General features: G+C 59.7%; 16 protein-coding genes and 1 pseudogene. 6 read left to right on the forward strand and 11 right to left on the reverse strand.

Annotation, left to right across the window (positions count from 1 at the left end; translation table 11 throughout):
* Nucleotides 1–12 precede the first annotated feature (12 nt).
* The 6 genes and pseudogenes from F6R97_RS15500 to coaBC all read right to left on the reverse strand — a co-directional run bounded on the left by F6R97_RS15500 (nt 13) and on the right by coaBC (nt 4,736).
* Nucleotides 13–273 carry a hypothetical protein gene (locus F6R97_RS15500; protein WP_050681650.1) on the reverse strand — a complete coding sequence of 87 codons (261 nt, stop codon included), beginning with the start codon at nt 271–273 and terminating at the stop codon, nt 13–15.
* A gap of 202 nt (nt 274–475) precedes the next feature.
* Nucleotides 476–1,381 carry an acetylglutamate kinase gene (gene argB / locus F6R97_RS15505; protein WP_008007602.1) on the reverse strand — a complete coding sequence of 302 codons (906 nt, stop codon included), beginning with the start codon at nt 1,379–1,381 and terminating at the stop codon, nt 476–478.
* 25 nt (nt 1,382–1,406) lie between these two features.
* Nucleotides 1,407–2,783, reverse strand: a pseudogene (locus F6R97_RS15510) (phosphomannomutase/phosphoglucomutase); the annotation flags it as partial.
* 17 nt (nt 2,784–2,800) lie between these two features.
* A complete protein-coding gene (locus F6R97_RS15515; protein WP_080772077.1) occupies nt 2,801–3,001 on the reverse strand; it encodes a hypothetical protein in 201 nt (66 codons plus the stop codon).
* Nucleotides 3,002–3,066: 65 nt separating this feature from the next.
* Nucleotides 3,067–3,522, reverse strand: a complete 456-nt coding sequence (dut, locus tag F6R97_RS15520) for a dUTP diphosphatase (protein ID WP_007894692.1) — start codon at nt 3,520–3,522, stop codon at nt 3,067–3,069.
* A gap of 5 nt (nt 3,523–3,527) precedes the next feature.
* On the reverse strand, nt 3,528–4,736 hold the full coding sequence (gene coaBC / locus F6R97_RS15525) for a bifunctional phosphopantothenoylcysteine decarboxylase/phosphopantothenate--cysteine ligase CoaBC (RefSeq protein ID WP_007894693.1): 1,209 nt from the start codon (nt 4,734–4,736) through the stop codon (nt 3,528–3,530).
* A 135-nt stretch (nt 4,737–4,871) separates the two neighbouring features.
* Between coaBC and radC the strand changes: the two genes are divergently transcribed.
* The gene (radC, locus tag F6R97_RS15530) at nt 4,872–5,546 is read left to right on the forward strand and encodes a RadC family protein (RefSeq protein ID WP_038980746.1); all 675 of its coding nucleotides are present in this window, start codon (nt 4,872–4,874) and stop codon (nt 5,544–5,546) included.
* Between the two features lie 133 nt (nt 5,547–5,679).
* On the opposite strand, the gene F6R97_RS15540 is transcribed toward radC, so the two are convergent.
* On the reverse strand, nt 5,680–7,266 hold the full coding sequence (locus F6R97_RS15540; RefSeq protein ID WP_038980748.1) for an ABC transporter substrate-binding protein: 1,587 nt from the start codon (nt 7,264–7,266) through the stop codon (nt 5,680–5,682).
* A 444-nt stretch (nt 7,267–7,710) separates the two neighbouring features.
* Here F6R97_RS15540 and rpmB point away from each other — a divergent pair, with 444 nt between their 5' ends.
* Together rpmB and rpmG are read left to right on the forward strand one after the other, a co-directional pair.
* Nucleotides 7,711–7,944 carry a 50S ribosomal protein L28 gene (gene rpmB, locus F6R97_RS15545; RefSeq protein WP_007894701.1) on the forward strand — a complete coding sequence of 78 codons (234 nt, stop codon included), beginning with the start codon at nt 7,711–7,713 and terminating at the stop codon, nt 7,942–7,944.
* 11 nt (nt 7,945–7,955) lie between these two features.
* On the forward strand, nt 7,956–8,111 hold the full coding sequence (gene rpmG / locus F6R97_RS15550) for a 50S ribosomal protein L33 (protein WP_007894709.1): 156 nt from the start codon (nt 7,956–7,958) through the stop codon (nt 8,109–8,111).
* A gap of 189 nt (nt 8,112–8,300) precedes the next feature.
* Here the strand turns inward: rpmG and F6R97_RS15555 are convergent, their stop codons facing one another.
* Entirely contained in the window at nt 8,301–8,663 is a 363-nt protein-coding gene (locus tag F6R97_RS15555) for a cupin domain-containing protein (RefSeq protein WP_050681646.1), read from the reverse strand.
* Nucleotides 8,664–8,890: 227 nt separating this feature from the next.
* Here F6R97_RS15555 and F6R97_RS15560 point away from each other — a divergent pair, with 227 nt between their 5' ends.
* Entirely contained in the window at nt 8,891–10,384 is a 1,494-nt protein-coding gene (locus tag F6R97_RS15560; RefSeq protein WP_038980753.1) for an aldehyde dehydrogenase, read from the forward strand.
* Nucleotides 10,385–10,643: 259 nt separating this feature from the next.
* Nucleotides 10,644–11,786, forward strand: a complete 1,143-nt coding sequence (locus tag F6R97_RS15565; RefSeq protein ID WP_315866781.1) for an MFS transporter — start codon at nt 10,644–10,646, stop codon at nt 11,784–11,786.
* Between the two features lie 88 nt (nt 11,787–11,874).
* On the opposite strand, the gene F6R97_RS15570 is transcribed toward F6R97_RS15565, so the two are convergent.
* The gene (locus tag F6R97_RS15570; RefSeq protein ID WP_315866782.1) at nt 11,875–13,455 is read right to left on the reverse strand and encodes a phospholipase D family protein; all 1,581 of its coding nucleotides are present in this window, start codon (nt 13,453–13,455) and stop codon (nt 11,875–11,877) included.
* A 55-nt stretch (nt 13,456–13,510) separates the two neighbouring features.
* Nucleotides 13,511–14,932 carry a PLP-dependent aminotransferase family protein gene (locus tag F6R97_RS15575; protein WP_048396269.1) on the reverse strand — a complete coding sequence of 474 codons (1,422 nt, stop codon included), beginning with the start codon at nt 14,930–14,932 and terminating at the stop codon, nt 13,511–13,513.
* 179 nt (nt 14,933–15,111) lie between these two features.
* Between F6R97_RS15575 and F6R97_RS15580 the strand changes: the two genes are divergently transcribed.
* On the forward strand, nt 15,112–15,357 hold the full coding sequence (locus tag F6R97_RS15580; RefSeq protein WP_038980761.1) for a DUF1127 domain-containing protein: 246 nt from the start codon (nt 15,112–15,114) through the stop codon (nt 15,355–15,357).
* Nucleotides 15,358–15,500: 143 nt separating this feature from the next.
* Here F6R97_RS15580 and F6R97_RS15585 read toward each other — a convergent pair whose 3' ends face one another.
* Entirely contained in the window at nt 15,501–16,814 is a 1,314-nt protein-coding gene (locus F6R97_RS15585; RefSeq protein ID WP_315866783.1) for an FAD-binding oxidoreductase, read from the reverse strand.
* Between the last annotated feature and the right edge of the window lie 15 nt (nt 16,815–16,829).

The raw sequence follows: 16,829 nt of genomic DNA on the forward strand, positions 1-16,829 counted from the left end.
AGTCCTCCAGGATTATTTTTTGCTGGTGCTGCTGAGCGTCTCGGCCTTTTTGATCCCGACGGGTTTATTGGTTTTCTCTGGGTACGGATCAATAGCCGCATCGCCCTGACCGGTAAGAATTTTCCAGCCATGACGGGTGTGTGGTGTTTTCCGGAGTTGCGGGCACGGCGGCATCGAGGTCTTGGCCTGATTCGAGTACTCATGACCGCAATCGACGCAGGCATAGGTGCCAGGTGAAACATCGCTGCCGTATGGAACATAGTCTTTTTGCATGGATAGATCTCCTGTGGGCTCAGGGAAGATCCTATGCAGATTGCTTACTTCGCGATGTCAGACGTTTCGCTTAGTCAGGTCAGGCATTTCCTGCGCGCATAAAAAAGATCGCAGACTTCGTCAGCTCCTACAGGGTTTTCGTACGTCCGAAAATCCGCTGTCGTAGGCGCTGTCGAAGGCTGCGACCTTTCTAAGGTTTGAATCAGTGACGCTTGCGATTACTGATCAGCGTACCCACACCTGTATCGGTGAAGATTTCCAGCAGAATCGCGTTCGGCACCCGACCATCGATGATCAACGAGCTGCCCACGCCGCCCTGTACCGCTTCCAGCGCGCACCGAATCTTCGGCAGCATGCCGCCGTAGATAGTGCCGTCGGCGATCAGGTCGTCGACCTGTTGAGTCGTCAGGCCGGTCAGAACCGTGCCCGACTTATCCATCAGGCCGGCGATGTTGGTCAGCAGCATCAGCTTTTCAGCCTTTAGTGCCTCGGCCACTTTACCGGCCACCAGATCGGCGTTGATGTTGTACGACTCGCCGTTGGCACCGACGCCGATTGGCGCGATCACCGGAATGAAATCGCCTTTGACCAGCAGGTTCAGCAGGTCGGTGTTGATACCGACCACTTCGCCCACCTGACCGATGTCGATGATTTCCGGCTGGGTCATTTCCGGCGTCTGACGGGTGACAGTGAGCTTTTTCGCGCGAATCAGCTCGGCGTCTTTACCGGTCAGGCCGATGGCGCTGCCGCCATGCCGGTTGATCAGGTTGACGATGTCCTTGTTGACCTGGCCACCGAGGACCATTTCCACCACGTCCATGGTTTGCGCGTCAGTCACGCGCATGCCATCGATGAAGTGGCTTTCGATCGACAGGCGCTTGAGCAGGTCGCCGATTTGCGGGCCGCCACCATGAACCACCACCGGGTTAATGCCCACGGCTTTCATCAGCACGATATCGCGGGCGAAGCCGGTTTTCAGCTCCTCGCTTTCCATCGCGTTGCCGCCGTATTTGATCACCAGCGTCTTTCCGACATAGCGGCGAATGTAAGGCAGCGCTTCGGACAGGACCTTGGCGGTGTTGGCGGCGGCTTCGCGTTCGAGGGTCATTCAGGGCTCCGGGTGCTTCAGAAGATCAAAACGGTAATTGGAGATCAGGGGCAACGCGTTTCAGCTGGACGTGGAACACATCCTTGATGCGCTGCAATTCAGCCTCGTCATCGGCCTCGAAGCGCAGCACCAGCACCGGTGTGGTGTTGGAGGCGCGAACCAGGCCCCAGCCTTTGGCATAGTCGACTCGCACGCCGTCAATGGTGGTCAGGTCGGCGCCTTCACCCCATTGCGCATCGTGCAGTGCATCAATGATGCTGAATTTGCTCTCTTCGGTCACATGGATATTGATCTCTGGCGTAGAAATATCGTTCGGGAAGGTTGCGAACAGCTCTTCCGCGGTGGATTTTTCCTTGCTCAGGATCTCCAGCAGCCGCGCGGCGCTGTAAATACCGTCGTCGAAACCGAACCAGCGCTCCTTGAAGAAGATGTGCCCGCTCATTTCGCCGGCCAACAGGGCGCCGGTTTGTTTCATTTTCTTTTTGATCAACGAGTGACCAGTCTTCCACATTAGCGGGCGACCGCCGTATTCCTTGATCAACGGTGTCAGGCGACGGGTGCATTTGACGTCGAAGATGATCTCCGCATCCGGGTTGCGTGCCACGACGTCGCGGGCGAACAGCATCAACAGGCGATCCGGGTAGACGATGCTGCCGGTATTGGTAACGACGCCCACACGGTCGCCATCGCCGTCGAAAGCCAGGCCCAGGTCGGCGTTGGTTTCCTTGACCTTGGCGATCAGGTCGACGAGGTTTTCAGGCTTTCCCGGGTCCGGGTGGTGGTTCGGGAAGTTGCCGTCGACGTCGCAGAACAGCGGGATGACTTCGCAGTTCAGGGCTTCGATCAGCTGCGGGGCGATCACGCCAGCCGCGCCGTTACCGCAATCGACCACCACTTTCAAGCGGCGGGCGAGTTTGATGTCCTGGACGATTTCAGTGTTGTAGCGGTCGAGAATCTCGACCTTGGTGATGCTGCCCTTGCCGCTGCTCAGGTTGTTGGTCTTGAGGCGTTCATGGAGGGCCTGGATCTGTTCGTTTGCCAGGGTGTCGCCGGCAATGACGATCTTGAAGCCGTTGTAGTTCGACGGGTTGTGGCTGCCGGTGAGCATCACGCCGGATTTGCCAGCCAGTACGTTGGCGGCGTAGTACAGCGCTGGGGTTGGCACCAGGCCGACGTCGCTGACGTGGCAACCGCTGTCGGCCAGGCCCTGGATCAGTTGCTCGACCAGTTCCGGGCCGGACAGGCGACCGTCACGGCCAACGGATACGTTGGGTTCGTTCTGGGCCAGGCTCTGGGAGCCGATGGCGCGACCAAGCCAATAAGCGGTTTCAGCGTTCAAGAATTCCGGGACGGTGCCGCGAATATCGTAGGCGCGGAAGATGCTGTCGGGGAACTTGGGTGCGACTTGGGCTGGGGTGCTCATCTGTAGGAATGCTCCATCTCTAAAGTGGCTGGACAAGCCTGCGAAAAATTCGTGGGCTGGCTCAAACTGAAGGGTATGACGGCGTTTTCGGCAGAGAGTTCGTGGTGTGTAAGTGCCATGCCATCAGCATCGGCGAGCAATTGGCCGGCCAATGCCTTGATTTCCAGTGGTAAACCTTCCAGATGACGTCTTTGCAATTTTCATCCTTAAAATGCAGAGGACAGGTCAGGCCGGGTAGGGCTCCCAGCCTGAATGCCGATGATCAGTGGCTACCCGAATGGCCGAACCCGCCAGTGCCGCGCTGGGTTTCGACGAACTCTTCGACCATTTCAAAATGCGCTTGAACCACCGGCACCAGCACCAATTGGGCCAGGCGTTCGCCTACCACCATATTGAAATCGGTCTGGCCACGGTTCCAGCACGACACCATCAGCGGGCCCTGGTAATCGGAGTCGATCAAGCCGACCAGGTTGCCGAGCACGATGCCGTGTTTATGGCCCAGGCCGGAGCGCGGCAGAATCAGCGCGGCTAAACCTGGATCGCCAATGTAGACGGACAGGCCGGTCGGAATCAGCAGGGTTTCGCCCGGCTTGATGACGGTGTCTTTTTCCAGCATGGCGCGCAGGTCGAGGCCGGCGGAGCCTGGCGTGGCGTACTGCGGCAGCGGAAATTCGGTACCAATGCGGGGGTCGAGGATCTTGGCTTGCAAAGCGTGCATGTAAATTAAACCTGGTTCAGACGTTCGGCGATAAAAGTGATCAGCTGGCGAGCGATTTTGCTCTTGCTGGTCTGGGCGAAGAGTGTGGCGTGCAGCTCACGGTCGATCACGCTGCAGGCGTTTTCTTCGCTGTTGAAGCCAATACTCGGGTTCGCGACGTCGTTGGCGACGATCAGATCGAGGTTTTTGTCTTTCAACTTGCGGGCAGCGTAATCGAGCAGATGTTCGGTTTCGGCAGCGAAGCCGACACTGAACGGACGGTCGGGACGGGTGGCGATGGTTGCCAGGATGTCCGGGTTGCGGACCATCTGTAGCAATAAGCCGTCGCCGTTCGTAGGATCTTTCTTGAGTTTCTGTGGGGCGACGACTTCCGGACGGTAGTCCGCGACCGCGGCAGAGGCGATGAACAGGTCGCAAGGGATCGCCGCTTCGCAGGCGGCGAGCATGTCGCGGGCACTGACCACATCGATGCGCGTGACGCGATCCGGGGTCGGCAGGTGCACGGGACCTGTGATCAGGGTCACGCGGGCGCCGGCTTCTACCGCGGCTTCGGCCAGGGCAAATCCCATTTTACCGGAGCTGTGGTTGGTGATGTAGCGCACCGGGTCGATGTTTTCCTGGGTCGGACCAGCGGTGATCAGCACATGTTTGCCGGTCAGCGCCTGGCGCTGGAAGCAGTCTGCCGCGCACTGGGCGAGGTCGGTGGCTTCGAGCATGCGGCCCATGCCGACGTCGCCGCAGGCCTGGCTGCCGGAGGCTGGGCCGAAAACCTTGAGGTCACGGCTTTCGAGGGTTTGCAGGTTGGCCTGGGTCGCCGGGTCGCGCCACATGGCCTGGTTCATCGCCGGGGCAACCGCGACCACCGCGTCGGTGGCCAGCACCAGCGTGGTCAGTAGGTCGTCGGCAATGCCTTGGGCCAGTCGGGCGATCAGGTCCGCGGTGGCGGGAGCGATCAGCACCAGGTCGGCCCATTTGGCCAGCTCGATGTGGCCCATCGCGGCTTCGGCCGCCGGGTCCAGCAAATCGAGATGGACCGGATGCCCGGACAACGCCTGCATGGTCAGCGGGGTAATGAATTCGCTACCGCCACGGGTCATGACCACGCGCACTTCGGCGCCCTGGTCGATCAGGCGGCGAACCAGCTCGGCGCTCTTGTAGGCAGCAATGCCGCCGCCGACGCCCAGAACGATGCGTTTCCGATACAGCCGCTGCATAGGTCTGCCTTTCATTTCGTTGATGACTGCTTGGCGATACCCCCTCCCCAGGGATGAATTCGCCAGCAAAAAAGATGGGCTACGATATCACAGCGACCGCTATGGAACAGCGGCGCCCACATACATGGAGGTGCTATGAGCATTCGCGATTGGCCGGCGGCGGAGCGACCGCGGGAGAAGCTACTTGAGCAGGGATCGGCAAGTCTTTCAGACGCCGAGTTGCTGGCAATCTTTCTACGAACCGGCGTGTCCGGTAAAAGCGCGGTCGATCTGGCGCGACACCTGCTGCATCAATTTGGCAGCCTGCGCACCTTGCTGGAGGCCGATCAGCCGACCTTCAGCGGTCAGCTTGGCCTTGGGCCGGCAAAGTTCGCCCAGTTGCAGGCAGTGCTGGAAATGGCCCGGCGGCATCTGGCCGAGCGCTTGCGTCACAACTCGGTGCTGGAGAATCCATTGGCGGTGCGTGACTACCTCAAGTCGATGCTGCGCCATGAGCCTCACGAGGTGTTTGGTTGCCTGTTTCTCGATTCCAAGCACCGGGTGCTGGCCTTTGAGGCGCTGTTTCGCGGCTCCATCGACAGCACCAGCGTTTATCCGCGGCAGGTGGTCAAGCGCGCCCTGGCTCACAACGCCGCAGCGCTGATCCTGTGTCACAACCATCCGTCGGGTAACCCAGACCCCAGTCAAGCCGACCGAATGCTGACCAAGCGCCTGCAAGAGGCCCTGGATCTGATCGATGTGCGGGTGCTCGACCATTTCATAGTTGGTGACGGCGATCCGCTGTCCATGGCCGAGTATGGGTGGATGTAAGAGGGCTAGAGGTAAGCAACCCCTGTGGGAGCGGGCTTGCTCGCGAAGGCGTCGTGTCAGTCGATATCAATGTCTACTGACAGACCGCTTTCGCGAGCAAGCCCGCTCCCACAGGGTTTTGTGGCGAGGCGGATTACTTGAGGCTGACCTTCGAGTAATCCTGACGACCGAACGGGCTGACTTGATAACCCTGCACATCCTTGCGTGTCAGCGCAAAGGCCGTCGGGTGCGCCAGTGGCAGCCACAACGCCTGTTGCTGGATCTGCGCCTGGGCCTGTTCGTAGAGCTTGGTGCGTACACCTTGCTCGCCAGTGGTCTTGCCGGCGCTGATCAGTTTGTCCAGGTCCGGGTTGCAGTAGCGGGCGAAGTTGGTGCCGGATTTGAGCCCCGCGCAGGAAAACTGCGGCGTGAGGAAGTTGTCCGGATCGCCGTTGTCGCCGGCCCAGCCCATGAACAGCAGGTCGTGCTCGCCGGCCTTGGCGCGACGAATCAGTTCGCCCCATTCGATCACGCGAATCTCGGCCTGAATGCCGATTTCCGCAAGGTCGGATTGCAGCATTTGCGCGCTGAGGCTTGGGTTCGGGTTTAGCAGACTGCCGGAAGGGCGGGTCCAGATGGTGGTCTGGAAACCATTCTTGAGCCCGGCCTTGGCCATGAGTGCCTTGGCCTTTTCGATGTCATGCGGGTAGCCCGGCAAGCCTTTGGCGTAGCCCCAGGTGTTAGGTGGGTACGGGCCGTTGGCGGGTTCGGCGGTGTCTTCGAACACGGCTTTGACGTAGTTGGCCTTGTCGAACGCGAGATTGATCGCCTGGCGTACTTCAGGTTTATCCAGCGGCGGATGTTGGCTGTTGATGCCAACGAAGGCGGTCATGAAGGCGTCAGTCTTTTCGACTTTCAGGGTCGGCTCTTTCAGCGCGGCCTGTACGTCCAGCGGCTTGGGCGACAGGGCGATCTGGCACTCGTTGCGGCGCAATTTCTGCAGGCGCACGTTGGCATCGGGGGTGATGGCGAAGATCAGCGGGTCTACCGATGGCTTGCCGCGGAAGTAGTCGCGGTTGGCCTTGTAGCGAATCGAGGCATCTTTCTGGAAGCGCGAGAAGATGAACGGGCCGCTGCCGATCGGCTGGTTGTTGAGTTTTTCCGGAGTGCCGGCCTTCATGAGTTGGTCGGCGTATTCGGCCGAATAGATCGAGGCGAAACCCATGCTCAGGGTGGGCAGGAAAGTCGAGTCCGGGTGATCGAGGGTGAAGCGGATGGTAAGCGGGTCCAGTGCGTCGATCTTCTTGATCAGCGCCGGTAACTGCATCGACTGGGCGTGCGGGAAGCCGCTCTGGGCGACTTTGTGCCACGGGTTCGCCGGGTCGAGCATGCGGTCGAAGCTGAACTTCACGTCTTCGGCGGTCAGGTCGCGCGTCGGGTTGAAGTATTCGGTACTGTGGAATTTCACCTGTGGGTGCAATTTGAAGACGTAGGTCAGGCCATCGGGTGTGACTTCCCAGCTGTCCGCCAGGCTGGCGACCACTTTGCCGCTGGCCGTGTCGAAGTCCACCAGGCGGTCCATCAGCACGTCGGCCGAGGCGTTGGTGGTGGTCAGCGAGTTGTATTGCACCACGTCGAACCCTTCCGGGCTGGCTTCGGTGCAGACGCTCAGGGCGGCAGCCATAGCCTGTGGGCTCAGTAGAAGCGGGGCGAGCAGCAGCGGTAGGGCAGCGAGGCGCATGGTCGGATTCCTTTACAGATCGAAGGCCCATCTGCAAGTGCAGTCTGGAAAAGGCTTACCCTAGTAGGCTCTTTTGCAAATGACTATCCCCTTTTTCGTTTTAAGGGGACTATGGGCGCTTGTTTCCGTGATGCGGGCCGAGGAAAACCCGGAATCGGTCGGTTGGCCGATTCTCTGCGACGAGCGGTCTTCATTGACCACAGCCTTTATCCAAGGCGCCCGCCGCCCGAAAAATGGGGAATTTATCGAGTCCGCGCACACGGAATGTTGTTGCTCTCCAGTCTTTCTGGTATAAAGCAGCGCTCTTTTCTAGGGGCCCGGTTCCTTCACTGTAGGTGTAGCCGGTAAGACCTCTAAAGAAACGCGGCGCCTGGCGCCAAATGACTGAGAGATTAAGCGGCCAACCCATGCCGGGTTGGGCATGTGGTTTTAGAGGGCTGAGGCATGTCGAGAGTATGTCAAGTTACCGGTAAGGGTCCGGTGACTGGGAATAACATTTCCCACGCAAACAACAAAACCCGTCGTCGTTTCCTGCCGAACCTGCAGCATCACCGCTTCTGGGTTGAAGAAGAGAAACGTTTCGTGCGTCTGCGCGTATCTGCCAAAGGCATGCGTATCATCGACAAGCGTGGCATCACTGTCGTGCTGGCCGAAATCCGCAAAGCTGGCAAGATCTAAGGGAGCTAATCATGCGTGAATTGATTCGTTTGATTTCGAGCGCCGGTACTGGTCACTTCTACACTACCGACAAGAACAAGCGCACTACTCCGGACAAAATCGAGATCAAGAAATTTGATCCGGTTGTTCGTAAGCACGTGATCTACAAAGAAGGCAAAATCAAGTAATTGATTTTTCCCTCTTACGAAAAAGGCCCGTATCGCGAGATACGGGCCTTTTTTGTTGCCTGTGGGTTTTGTGTTGTCTGGCAGGGCCTCATCGCGGGCAAGCCACGCTCCCACAGGTTTTGTGATCGACACAGATCCCTGTGGGAGCGGGCTTGCCCGCGATGAGGCCGGCCCGGACAGCACAAATCCTCAAGCCTTCTGTTCAAACACCACATAAATCTTGCGGCACGGCTCCAGCACTTCCCAGGTGCCTTTGAAACCGGCCGGAATCACGAAGCGATCGCCCACACGCAGGGTCTTGGCGTTGCCATCGCCGTCGCGCAGCACTGAAACCCCTTGGACGATTTCGCAGTATTCGTGCTCGGTGTAGTTCACTAGCCACTGGCCGACTTCGCCTTCCCAGACACCTGCACTCATCTGGCCGCACGGGCTGTTGTAGTGGTTGTACACCGCTTGCTCGGGGTCGCCCTTGAGGATTTTTGCAGGGTCGGGCCGATAACGATCGGGCTGGGTGTTGGCCTGGTTGAAATCGACGATATCCTGAATGCTCATGCTGGTATTCCCCCGTGATTGCGCTGGAAAATTGAAAGTCTATGTTTATTAAAATGAACATCGCAAGGCCGTTTGCTGGCCTTGTGTCAAATATATTGAAACTTTACCGGCCGCTGGTTTAGGGTAACGGTTGCCTTGAGCCGAAAAGCAGGCTGGCCGGGCAGAATTCCTGACAGCGCCCGCATAGAACGCGGGGCACTCGTATTCAATAAGAGGAGGACACTCGAATGACCACCCTGACTCGTGCCGACTGGGAACAACGGGCTCGCGATCTGAAGATCGAAGGCCGCGCCTACATCAATGGCGAATACACCGATGCCGTCTCCGGTGAGACTTTCGAGTGCATCAGCCCGGTCGATGGCCGTCTGCTGGGCAAGATTGCCAGCTGTGACGCCGCCGATGCCCAACGTGCCGTGGACAACGCCCGCGCCACTTTCAATTCCGGCGCCTGGTCGCGCCTGGCGCCGACCAAACGCAAAGCCACCATGATTCGTTTTGCCGGCCTGCTGAAACAGCACGCCGAAGAGCTGGCCCTGCTCGAAACCCTGGACATGGGCAAGCCGATCAGCGATTCCCTGTACATCGACGTTCCCGGCGCGGCGCAAGCCCTGAGCTGGAGCGGTGAAGCCATCGACAAGATCTACGACGAGGTCGCCGCCACTCCGCACGATCAGCTGGGTCTGGTGACACGCGAGCCGGTCGGCGTGGTCGGTGCGATCGTGCCGTGGAACTTCCCGTTGATGATGGCCTGCTGGAAACTCGGCCCGGCGCTATCCACCGGTAACTCGGTGATCCTCAAACCTTCCGAAAAATCGCCGCTGACGGCCATTCGCATTGCGGCGCTGGCCGTTGAAGCCGGTATCCCGAAAGGTGTGCTGAACGTGCTGCCGGGCTACGGTCACACCGTCGGCAAGGCCCTGGCCCTGCACAACGACGTCGACACCCTGGTGTTCACCGGTTCGACCAAGATCGCCAAGCAACTGCTGATCTACTCCGGCGAATCGAACATGAAGCGCGTCTGGCTCGAAGCTGGGGGCAAGAGCCCGAACATCGTGTTCGCTGATGCGCCGGACCTGCAAGCCGCCGCCGAAGCCGCTGCTGGTGCCATTGCCTTCAACCAGGGCGAAGTCTGCACCGCCGGTTCGCGCCTGCTGGTGGAGCGTTCGATCAAGGACAAATTCCTGCCGTTGGTGATCGAGGCCCTGAAAACCTGGAAGCCGGGAAATCCGCTGGACCCTGCGACCAACGTCGGTGCGCTGGTGGATACCCAGCAGATGAACACCGTGCTGTCCTACATCGAGTCCGGTCACACCGATGGCGCCAAACTGGTGGCCGGCGGTAAGCGCATTCTTCAGGAAACCGGTGGCACTTACGTTGAACCGACGATTTTTGATGGCGTAAGCAACGCGATGAAAATCGCCCAGGAAGAGATCTTCGGGCCAGTGTTGTCGGTCATCACCTTCGACAGCGCTGAAGAAGCCATCCAGATCGCCAACGACACGCCTTACGGTCTGGCCGCTGCAGTCTGGACCGCCGACATCTCCAAGGCTCACCTGACCGCCAAGGCTTTGCGCGCCGGTAGCGTGTGGGTCAATCAGTACGACGGCGGCGACATGACCGCGCCGTTCGGTGGCTTCAAACAGTCCGGCAACGGTCGCGACAAATCGCTGCACGCGTTCGACAAGTACACCGAGCTGAAGGCGACCTGGATCAAGTTGTAAGTCAGTAAGGGAGCCCGATTGAACATCGGGCTCCTGAAGGACAGAGATCCCTGTGGGAGCGGGCTTGTGTGGCGAGGGGGCTTGCCCCCGTTCGGCTGCGAAGCAGTCGCAAAATCGTTGCGCGCGGCGTACTTGATGCACCGCAATTGCAGGTTTTGGGGCCGCTCCGCGACCCAACGGGGGCAAGCCCCCTCGCCACACAAGCCCACTCCCACACTGTTTTGTGCTGTACATAAAAATATCCACAGGAGTGTGGAACATGCGTTGGGCGACGTATTTCGCCGTTTTGGCGTCTGTCTTGAGCGTCGGCCTGGCCCTGGGTGTCAGCATGCCGTTGGTATCGCTGCGTCTGGAAGGCTGGGGTTACGGCTCGTTCGCGATCGGCGTGATGGCGGCGATGCCGGCCATTGGCGTATTGCTGGGGGCGAAGATCTCCAGTCACCTCGCGGCGCGTCTAGGCACGGCCAATCTGATGCGCCTGTGCCTGTGGGCCGGTGCGATATCTATCGGTTTGCTGGCCGTGTGGCCGAGCTATCCAGTCTGGCTCGTGTTGCGGTTGATGATCGGGGTAATTCTGACGCTCGTCTTCATCCTCGGCGAAAGTTGGATCAACCAATTGGTGGTCGAGCAATGGCGCGGTCGACTGGTGGCGTTGTATGGCAGCAGTTATGCGTTGAGTCAGCTGGCCGGGCCGTTGTTGTTGGGTGCATTGGGCACCGAGCACGATTATGGTTTTTGGGTCGGCGTCGGTTTGCTGATGACGTCACCGTTTCTGCTGCTGGGCCGCGGCGGCGCACCCACCAGCGAAGCCTGTAGCGTAACCCTCGTTGACTTGTTGACCTTCTGCCGCGGCTTGCCGGCGATTGCCTGGGCGGTATCGCTGTTCGCCGCATTCGAAGCGATGATCCTGACGTTGCTGCCGGTCTATTGCCTGCGTCAGGGCTTTACCACGGAAATCGCCTTGGCGATGGTCAGCACGGTGGTGGTGGGTGATGCCTTGCTGCAATTGCCGATTGGCGCGCTGGCCGATCGCTTGTCGCGGCGTACATTGTTTACCGGTTGCGCGATGCTCTTGCTGCTGTCGAGTCTGGCGATTCCGCTGCTGATAGATACGCTGCTGATCTGGCCGCTGTGGGTGTTGTTTGGCGCCAGTGCCGGTGGCTTGTTCACCTTGTCGCTGATCCTGATCGGCGAACGTTATCGCGACGATGCCTTGGTGCGCGCCAATGCCCATATCGCCCAGCTGTGGGGAATTGGTTGCCTGATCGGGCCCTTGGCGGCCGGTGCCGGGAGCCAGTGGATCAGCGGGCATGCCTTGCCATTGCTGATGGCGGCGGGCGCGTTGGGGCTGGTGATTCTGGTGTCGCGGCAAGGGGCGTTTGGTGTGGTGCAGCCGGCATAGATCAAAAGATCGCAGCCTTCGGCAGCTCCTACATTTGAAATGCGATCCCTGTAGGAGCTGCCGAAGGCTGCGATCCTGGCAATTTAAGCTACAACATCCGCTCCAGCCCAACCATGCTGCTGAGCCATGAATTGAAGTGTCGCCACCAACCTCCTGGTTCTTTGGTCAATGTGTGCTGCTTGCCGTCATCTTCGGTGACCCAGACGATCTGACCCTTTTCCAGCCGGGCCTGATAGCTGAGGGCAGGCGCCATGCCCTCCAGTGCCAGTTCGCGCACCCGCCCGGCAAGCTGCGGGTTGTCCACCAATACCCCGACTTCGGTGTTCCACAGTACCGAGCGCGGGTCGAAATTGAATGAGCCGATGAAGGCTTTCTGTCGGTCGAAAATCATCGCCTTGCTGTGCAGGCTGGAGTCGGAACTGCGGGAGGAGCTGCTCCCTTTATGAAACAGGCTCGGGCCGCTGCCGTTGTCGCCGTTGTCGCCAGGCTGACGGCGTAATTCGAACAGCTGCACGCCATGCTCCAGTAAGGCTTTGCGATAAGGTGCGTAACCACCATGTGTGGCCGGTACATCGGTGGCTTCCAGTGAATTGGTCAGCAAACTCACCGACACGCCGGCATCGGCGCGACCGGTCAGATACACCAGCCCCGGTTGGCCGGGCACGATGTAAGCCGAGACCATGATCAGCTCCTTACTGACCCCATTGAGCTCGGGCGCCAACTGGGTGGTCAACTGCAAGTGCGGAGCCGGCTCGCCCTTGGACAGCACCTTGCTCGGTGCGTCCCACAACGCTTGGTTCCACGCCCAGATTAGCTCCCGGCGCCAGACATCCAGGCGCGGGTGAGTGGTGTAGGCCATCAACTGCTGATAAAGGGCATGGTTCTGTTTGCGCGTTTCCTCCAGGGATTCGTCCAGTCGGGTCCGGGTGTTTCTCAGATCCCTGGCTGTCGGCTTGCTTGAGAGAAACTGTTCGATCGGCTTGCTCAGGGCGCTGTTCCAGTACTGGTCGAAGCTGTGCCCCAATTGCTCTGCAACCGGGCCCACGCTGAGCATGTCGATGTCGGTGAAATTCAGGTTGGGCTCAGCGTCGAAATACTCGTCCCCCAGGTTGCGCCCGCCAACGATCGCAGCGCTGTTGTCCGCCACCCACAGTTTGTTGTGCATGCGCCGGTGTTGCAGCGACAGGTTGAAGAATCGGCCCATGGTTCGCGTAACGACGGTGCTGCGGCCCAGGTGCAGCGGGTTGAACACGCGGATCTGAATCTTCGGGTGGGCGGCGAGGGTTGCGATGATCCGGTCCAGGCCATCGCTGGTGGTGTCGTCGAGCAGAATCCGCACCCGCACGCCGCGGTCGGCGGCGTTGAGCAGTTCGCTCACCAGTATTCGTGTGCTGATGCCGTCATGGACGATGTAGTACTGCAGATCGAGGCTGCTTTGGGCGTTGCGAATCAGCTCGGCGCGGGCGGTGAAGGCTTCGGCGCTATCGGAGAGCAAGCGAAAGCCCGATTGGCCCTTATGGGGGGCGGCCTGTGCCTGGATCGAACGGCCGAACGCTGAATCGGCCGCCGGCAGGGCCTGACTCGGTTCGCGAGGGACGTTGAGTGTCGCGCAGCCACCCAGGAACGAGGCGAGTAACAGAAGAGCGAGCAAGGGCTGTCTGATTCTCACGGCGCGTGTTCCGGTGGTGGCGGTTAGCATATGGACGCCGGATCCCGCGGAAAGGTCAGTCGGTTTGCGCCAGCAGTTTGATCGCCGCCGCGCCGACCTTGCGCACCGCTTCTTCGATCTGTGGTGTTGGTTTGGCTGCGTAGTTCATCCGCAGGCAATTACGGTATTTACCCGAGGCGGAAAAGATACTGCCGACAGCAATCTGTACGCCTTGATCATGCAGCGCCCGATTGAGTTTCAGGGTGTCGAAGCCCTCCGGCAGTTCGACCCACAGCATGAAGCTGCCTTGCGGACGGCTGGCCCGGGTGCCAGCGGGGAAGTAGCGGGTCACCCAGTCGATCATTGCGTCGCGATTGCGCTGGTATTGCGTGCGCATCTTCCGCAAATGCGGTTCGAAATGCCCCGCCTTGAGAAATTCGGCAATCGCAATCTGCGGTTGCGGCGCGGTGGAGCCGGTGCTGATGTACTTCATGTGCAGCACCCGTTCCAGATAACGACCCGGTGCGACCCAGCCAATGCGCAGGCCTGGTGCCAAAGTCTTGGAAAAAGAACTGCAGAGCAAAACGCGGCCGTCTTCGTCGAAGGATTTGATCGTGCGGGGGCGCGGGTAGGTGTAGGCCAGTTCGCCATACACATCGTCCTCGATAATCGCCACGTCGAATCGCTGTGCGAGCGTCAACAACGCACGTTTGCGTGACTCCGGCATGATGTAGCCCAGCGGGTTGTTGCAGTTGGGGGTCAACTGTATGGCTTTGATCGGCCATTGCTCCAACGCCAGTTCCAAAGCTTCGAGGCTGATGCCGGTGAGCGGATCAGTGGGAATTTCCAGCGCTTTCATGCCCAGGCCTTTGAGCGTCTGCATGGCGCCGTGAAAGCTTGGCGAATCCACGGCGACAATGTCGCCCGGTTCGCAGATGGAGCGGATGCTAGTGGATAGAGCTTCGTGACAACCGGTGGTGATCACCAGATCGTTGGCGCTCAACTGGCAGCCGGAATCGAGCATCAGCCGCGCGATCTGTTCGCGCAGTTCGAGGGTGCCGCAGATGTTGTCGTAATACAGACCGGGCATATCCTGCCGACGGCTGATTCGCGCCAGGTTGCGCAGCAGCGGTTTCATGGTCGGCGTGGTGATGTCCGGCATGCCGCGACCTAGTTGCACGACATCTTTGCGCGGTACGGCGCGGATCAGTTCCAGCACTTGATCCCACTGCGAAATATCCACTGGTCGTTGGGCTGGCCGGCCAACCACTGGCAGCTCCGGCAGTTCGCGACTCACCGGTACGAAGTAGCCGGACTTGGGTTTGGGCATCGCCAGACCAACGTCTTCCAGCACTCGATAGGCCTGTTGCACCGTGCTCAGGCTGACCCCGTGTTCGACACTCAGTGCCCGCACCGAGGGCAACCGGTCGCCGGGGCGATAGAAGCCCTGTTCGATACGCGTGCCGAGCAATTCGGCGAGGTTGACGTAAAGGGTCATGGCGCAGTCTCGGTGTGGGTGATTCGGTTAACCAGTACAGATGGGGCAAAAATATGTGATTCAGAGGCTGAAACGAAAAATCTGTATGGAGTTAATACACCATCGTTGAATCTGTAATGCTTTTCGCCGTCCGCGCATCATGAAAGCTCTGGCTACCCAAGTAAACAGGAGCAATGAAAATGAACGGCTTGAGCGATGTGCGGCTGACGTTACACAGTCAGGAACTGGCGGCAGGGCAAAAAAACGGCGCACGCGAGGCGGTCATGCGCAACGCACCGTCCGGCCTGGGTCGCTGGGGCCTGTTCTGGCATCGTCTGCACACGCGCAAGGCGTTGCTGGAATTGACGCCGGAGCAGCTCAGGGATGTCGGATTGAGTCAGGAGCAGGCGTTGGAGGAGGGGCTTAAACCGTTCTGGCGGATCTGAGATCCAGGGCGTTTTTTCGGGCCTCATCGCGGGCAAGCCCGCTCCCACAGGGATTGGCGGTGAACACAATTCTTGTGAACACCAGCGACCATTGTGGGAGCGGGCTTGCCCGCGATGAGGCCCGAAAGAACGCAGCTAACCGATCAGACCAACTCCTTCATCCGATGCCACAACATCCCCAACGCCAACAACGGCGAACGCAAATGCTTGCCGCCGGGGAAGGTGATGTGCGGCACCTTGGCGAACAGATCGAACCCTCCACTCTGCTGACCACTGATAGCCTCAGCCAACAACTTCCCCGCCAAGTGCGTGGCATTCAACCCATGACCGGAATAGGCCTGGGCGTAATACACATTCGGCTGCTCCTTGAGCCGGCCGATCTGCGGCAGGCGATTGGCGCCGATGCCGATCATCCCGCCCCATTGATAGTCGATTCTCGCTCCGGCCAGTTGCGGGAACACCGCCAACATCTTCGGTCGCATGTACACGGCGATGTCTTTCGGGTCGCGTCCTGAATAATGGCAGGCGCCGCCGAACAGCAAGCGTCGGTCCGCCGAGAGTCGGTAATAATCCAGCGCCACCCGTTGATCACAGACCGCCATGTTTTGCGGCAGCAAGGCGTGAGCCTGTTCTTCACTCAAGGGTTCGGTGGCGATGATGTAACTACCGGCGGGCAGCACCTTGCCGCCGAGTTGCGAATTGAGATCGTTGAGGTACGCGTTGCAACCCAGCACCAGTGTCTTCGCGCGAACCGTGCCTTGGGCGGTGTGGACTTTGACCTCGGGGCCGTAATCAATGCGGGTCACCGCCGATTGTTCGAACAGCTTCACGCCCAATTGCCCGGCGACGGCCGCTTCGCCGAGTGCCAGGTTCAAGGGATGCAGATGCCCGGAGCCCATGTCGATCAAGCCGCCGACATAGCGGTCGGAACCCACCACGCTGTGCATTTCGTGGGCTTGCAGCAGACGGGTTTCGTAACGGTAACCGAGGCTGTGCAGCTCGATGGCGTCTTCGGCGAAGCCTTCCAGGTCTTGAGCCTTGTTGGCGAGGTCGCAGTAACCCCAGGTCAGGTCGCAAGGGATCTGAAAACGCTCGATCCGCTGTCGGACGATTTCCACCGCTTCCAGGCCCATCAGTTTCATCTGACGCACACCGTCGACGCCGATCACGTTGGTGAACTGATCAAGGCCATGCCCGACACCACGAATCAATTGCCCGCCATTGCGTCCGCTGGCGCCCCAACCGATCTTGTGCGCTTCCAGCAGCACTACGCTGAAGCCACGCTCGGCCAATTCAATCGCGGTGTTCAGCCCGGAGAATCCGCCGCCCACCACGCACACGTCCGCAACCAGCTCACCTGTGAGCACCGCAAGATCGGGTTGCGGCAAGCTGCTGGCGGCGTAATAAGAGGCCGCGTGTTGATGGCTCGAGGCAGGTTGCTGAACGGGGGCGTTCATATCCGTCATCCTGAT

Source organism: Pseudomonas sp. JV414 (assembly GCF_032424305.1).
In the GTDB taxonomy this organism is placed as follows: Bacteria; Pseudomonadota; Gammaproteobacteria; order Pseudomonadales; family Pseudomonadaceae; genus Aquipseudomonas; species Aquipseudomonas lini.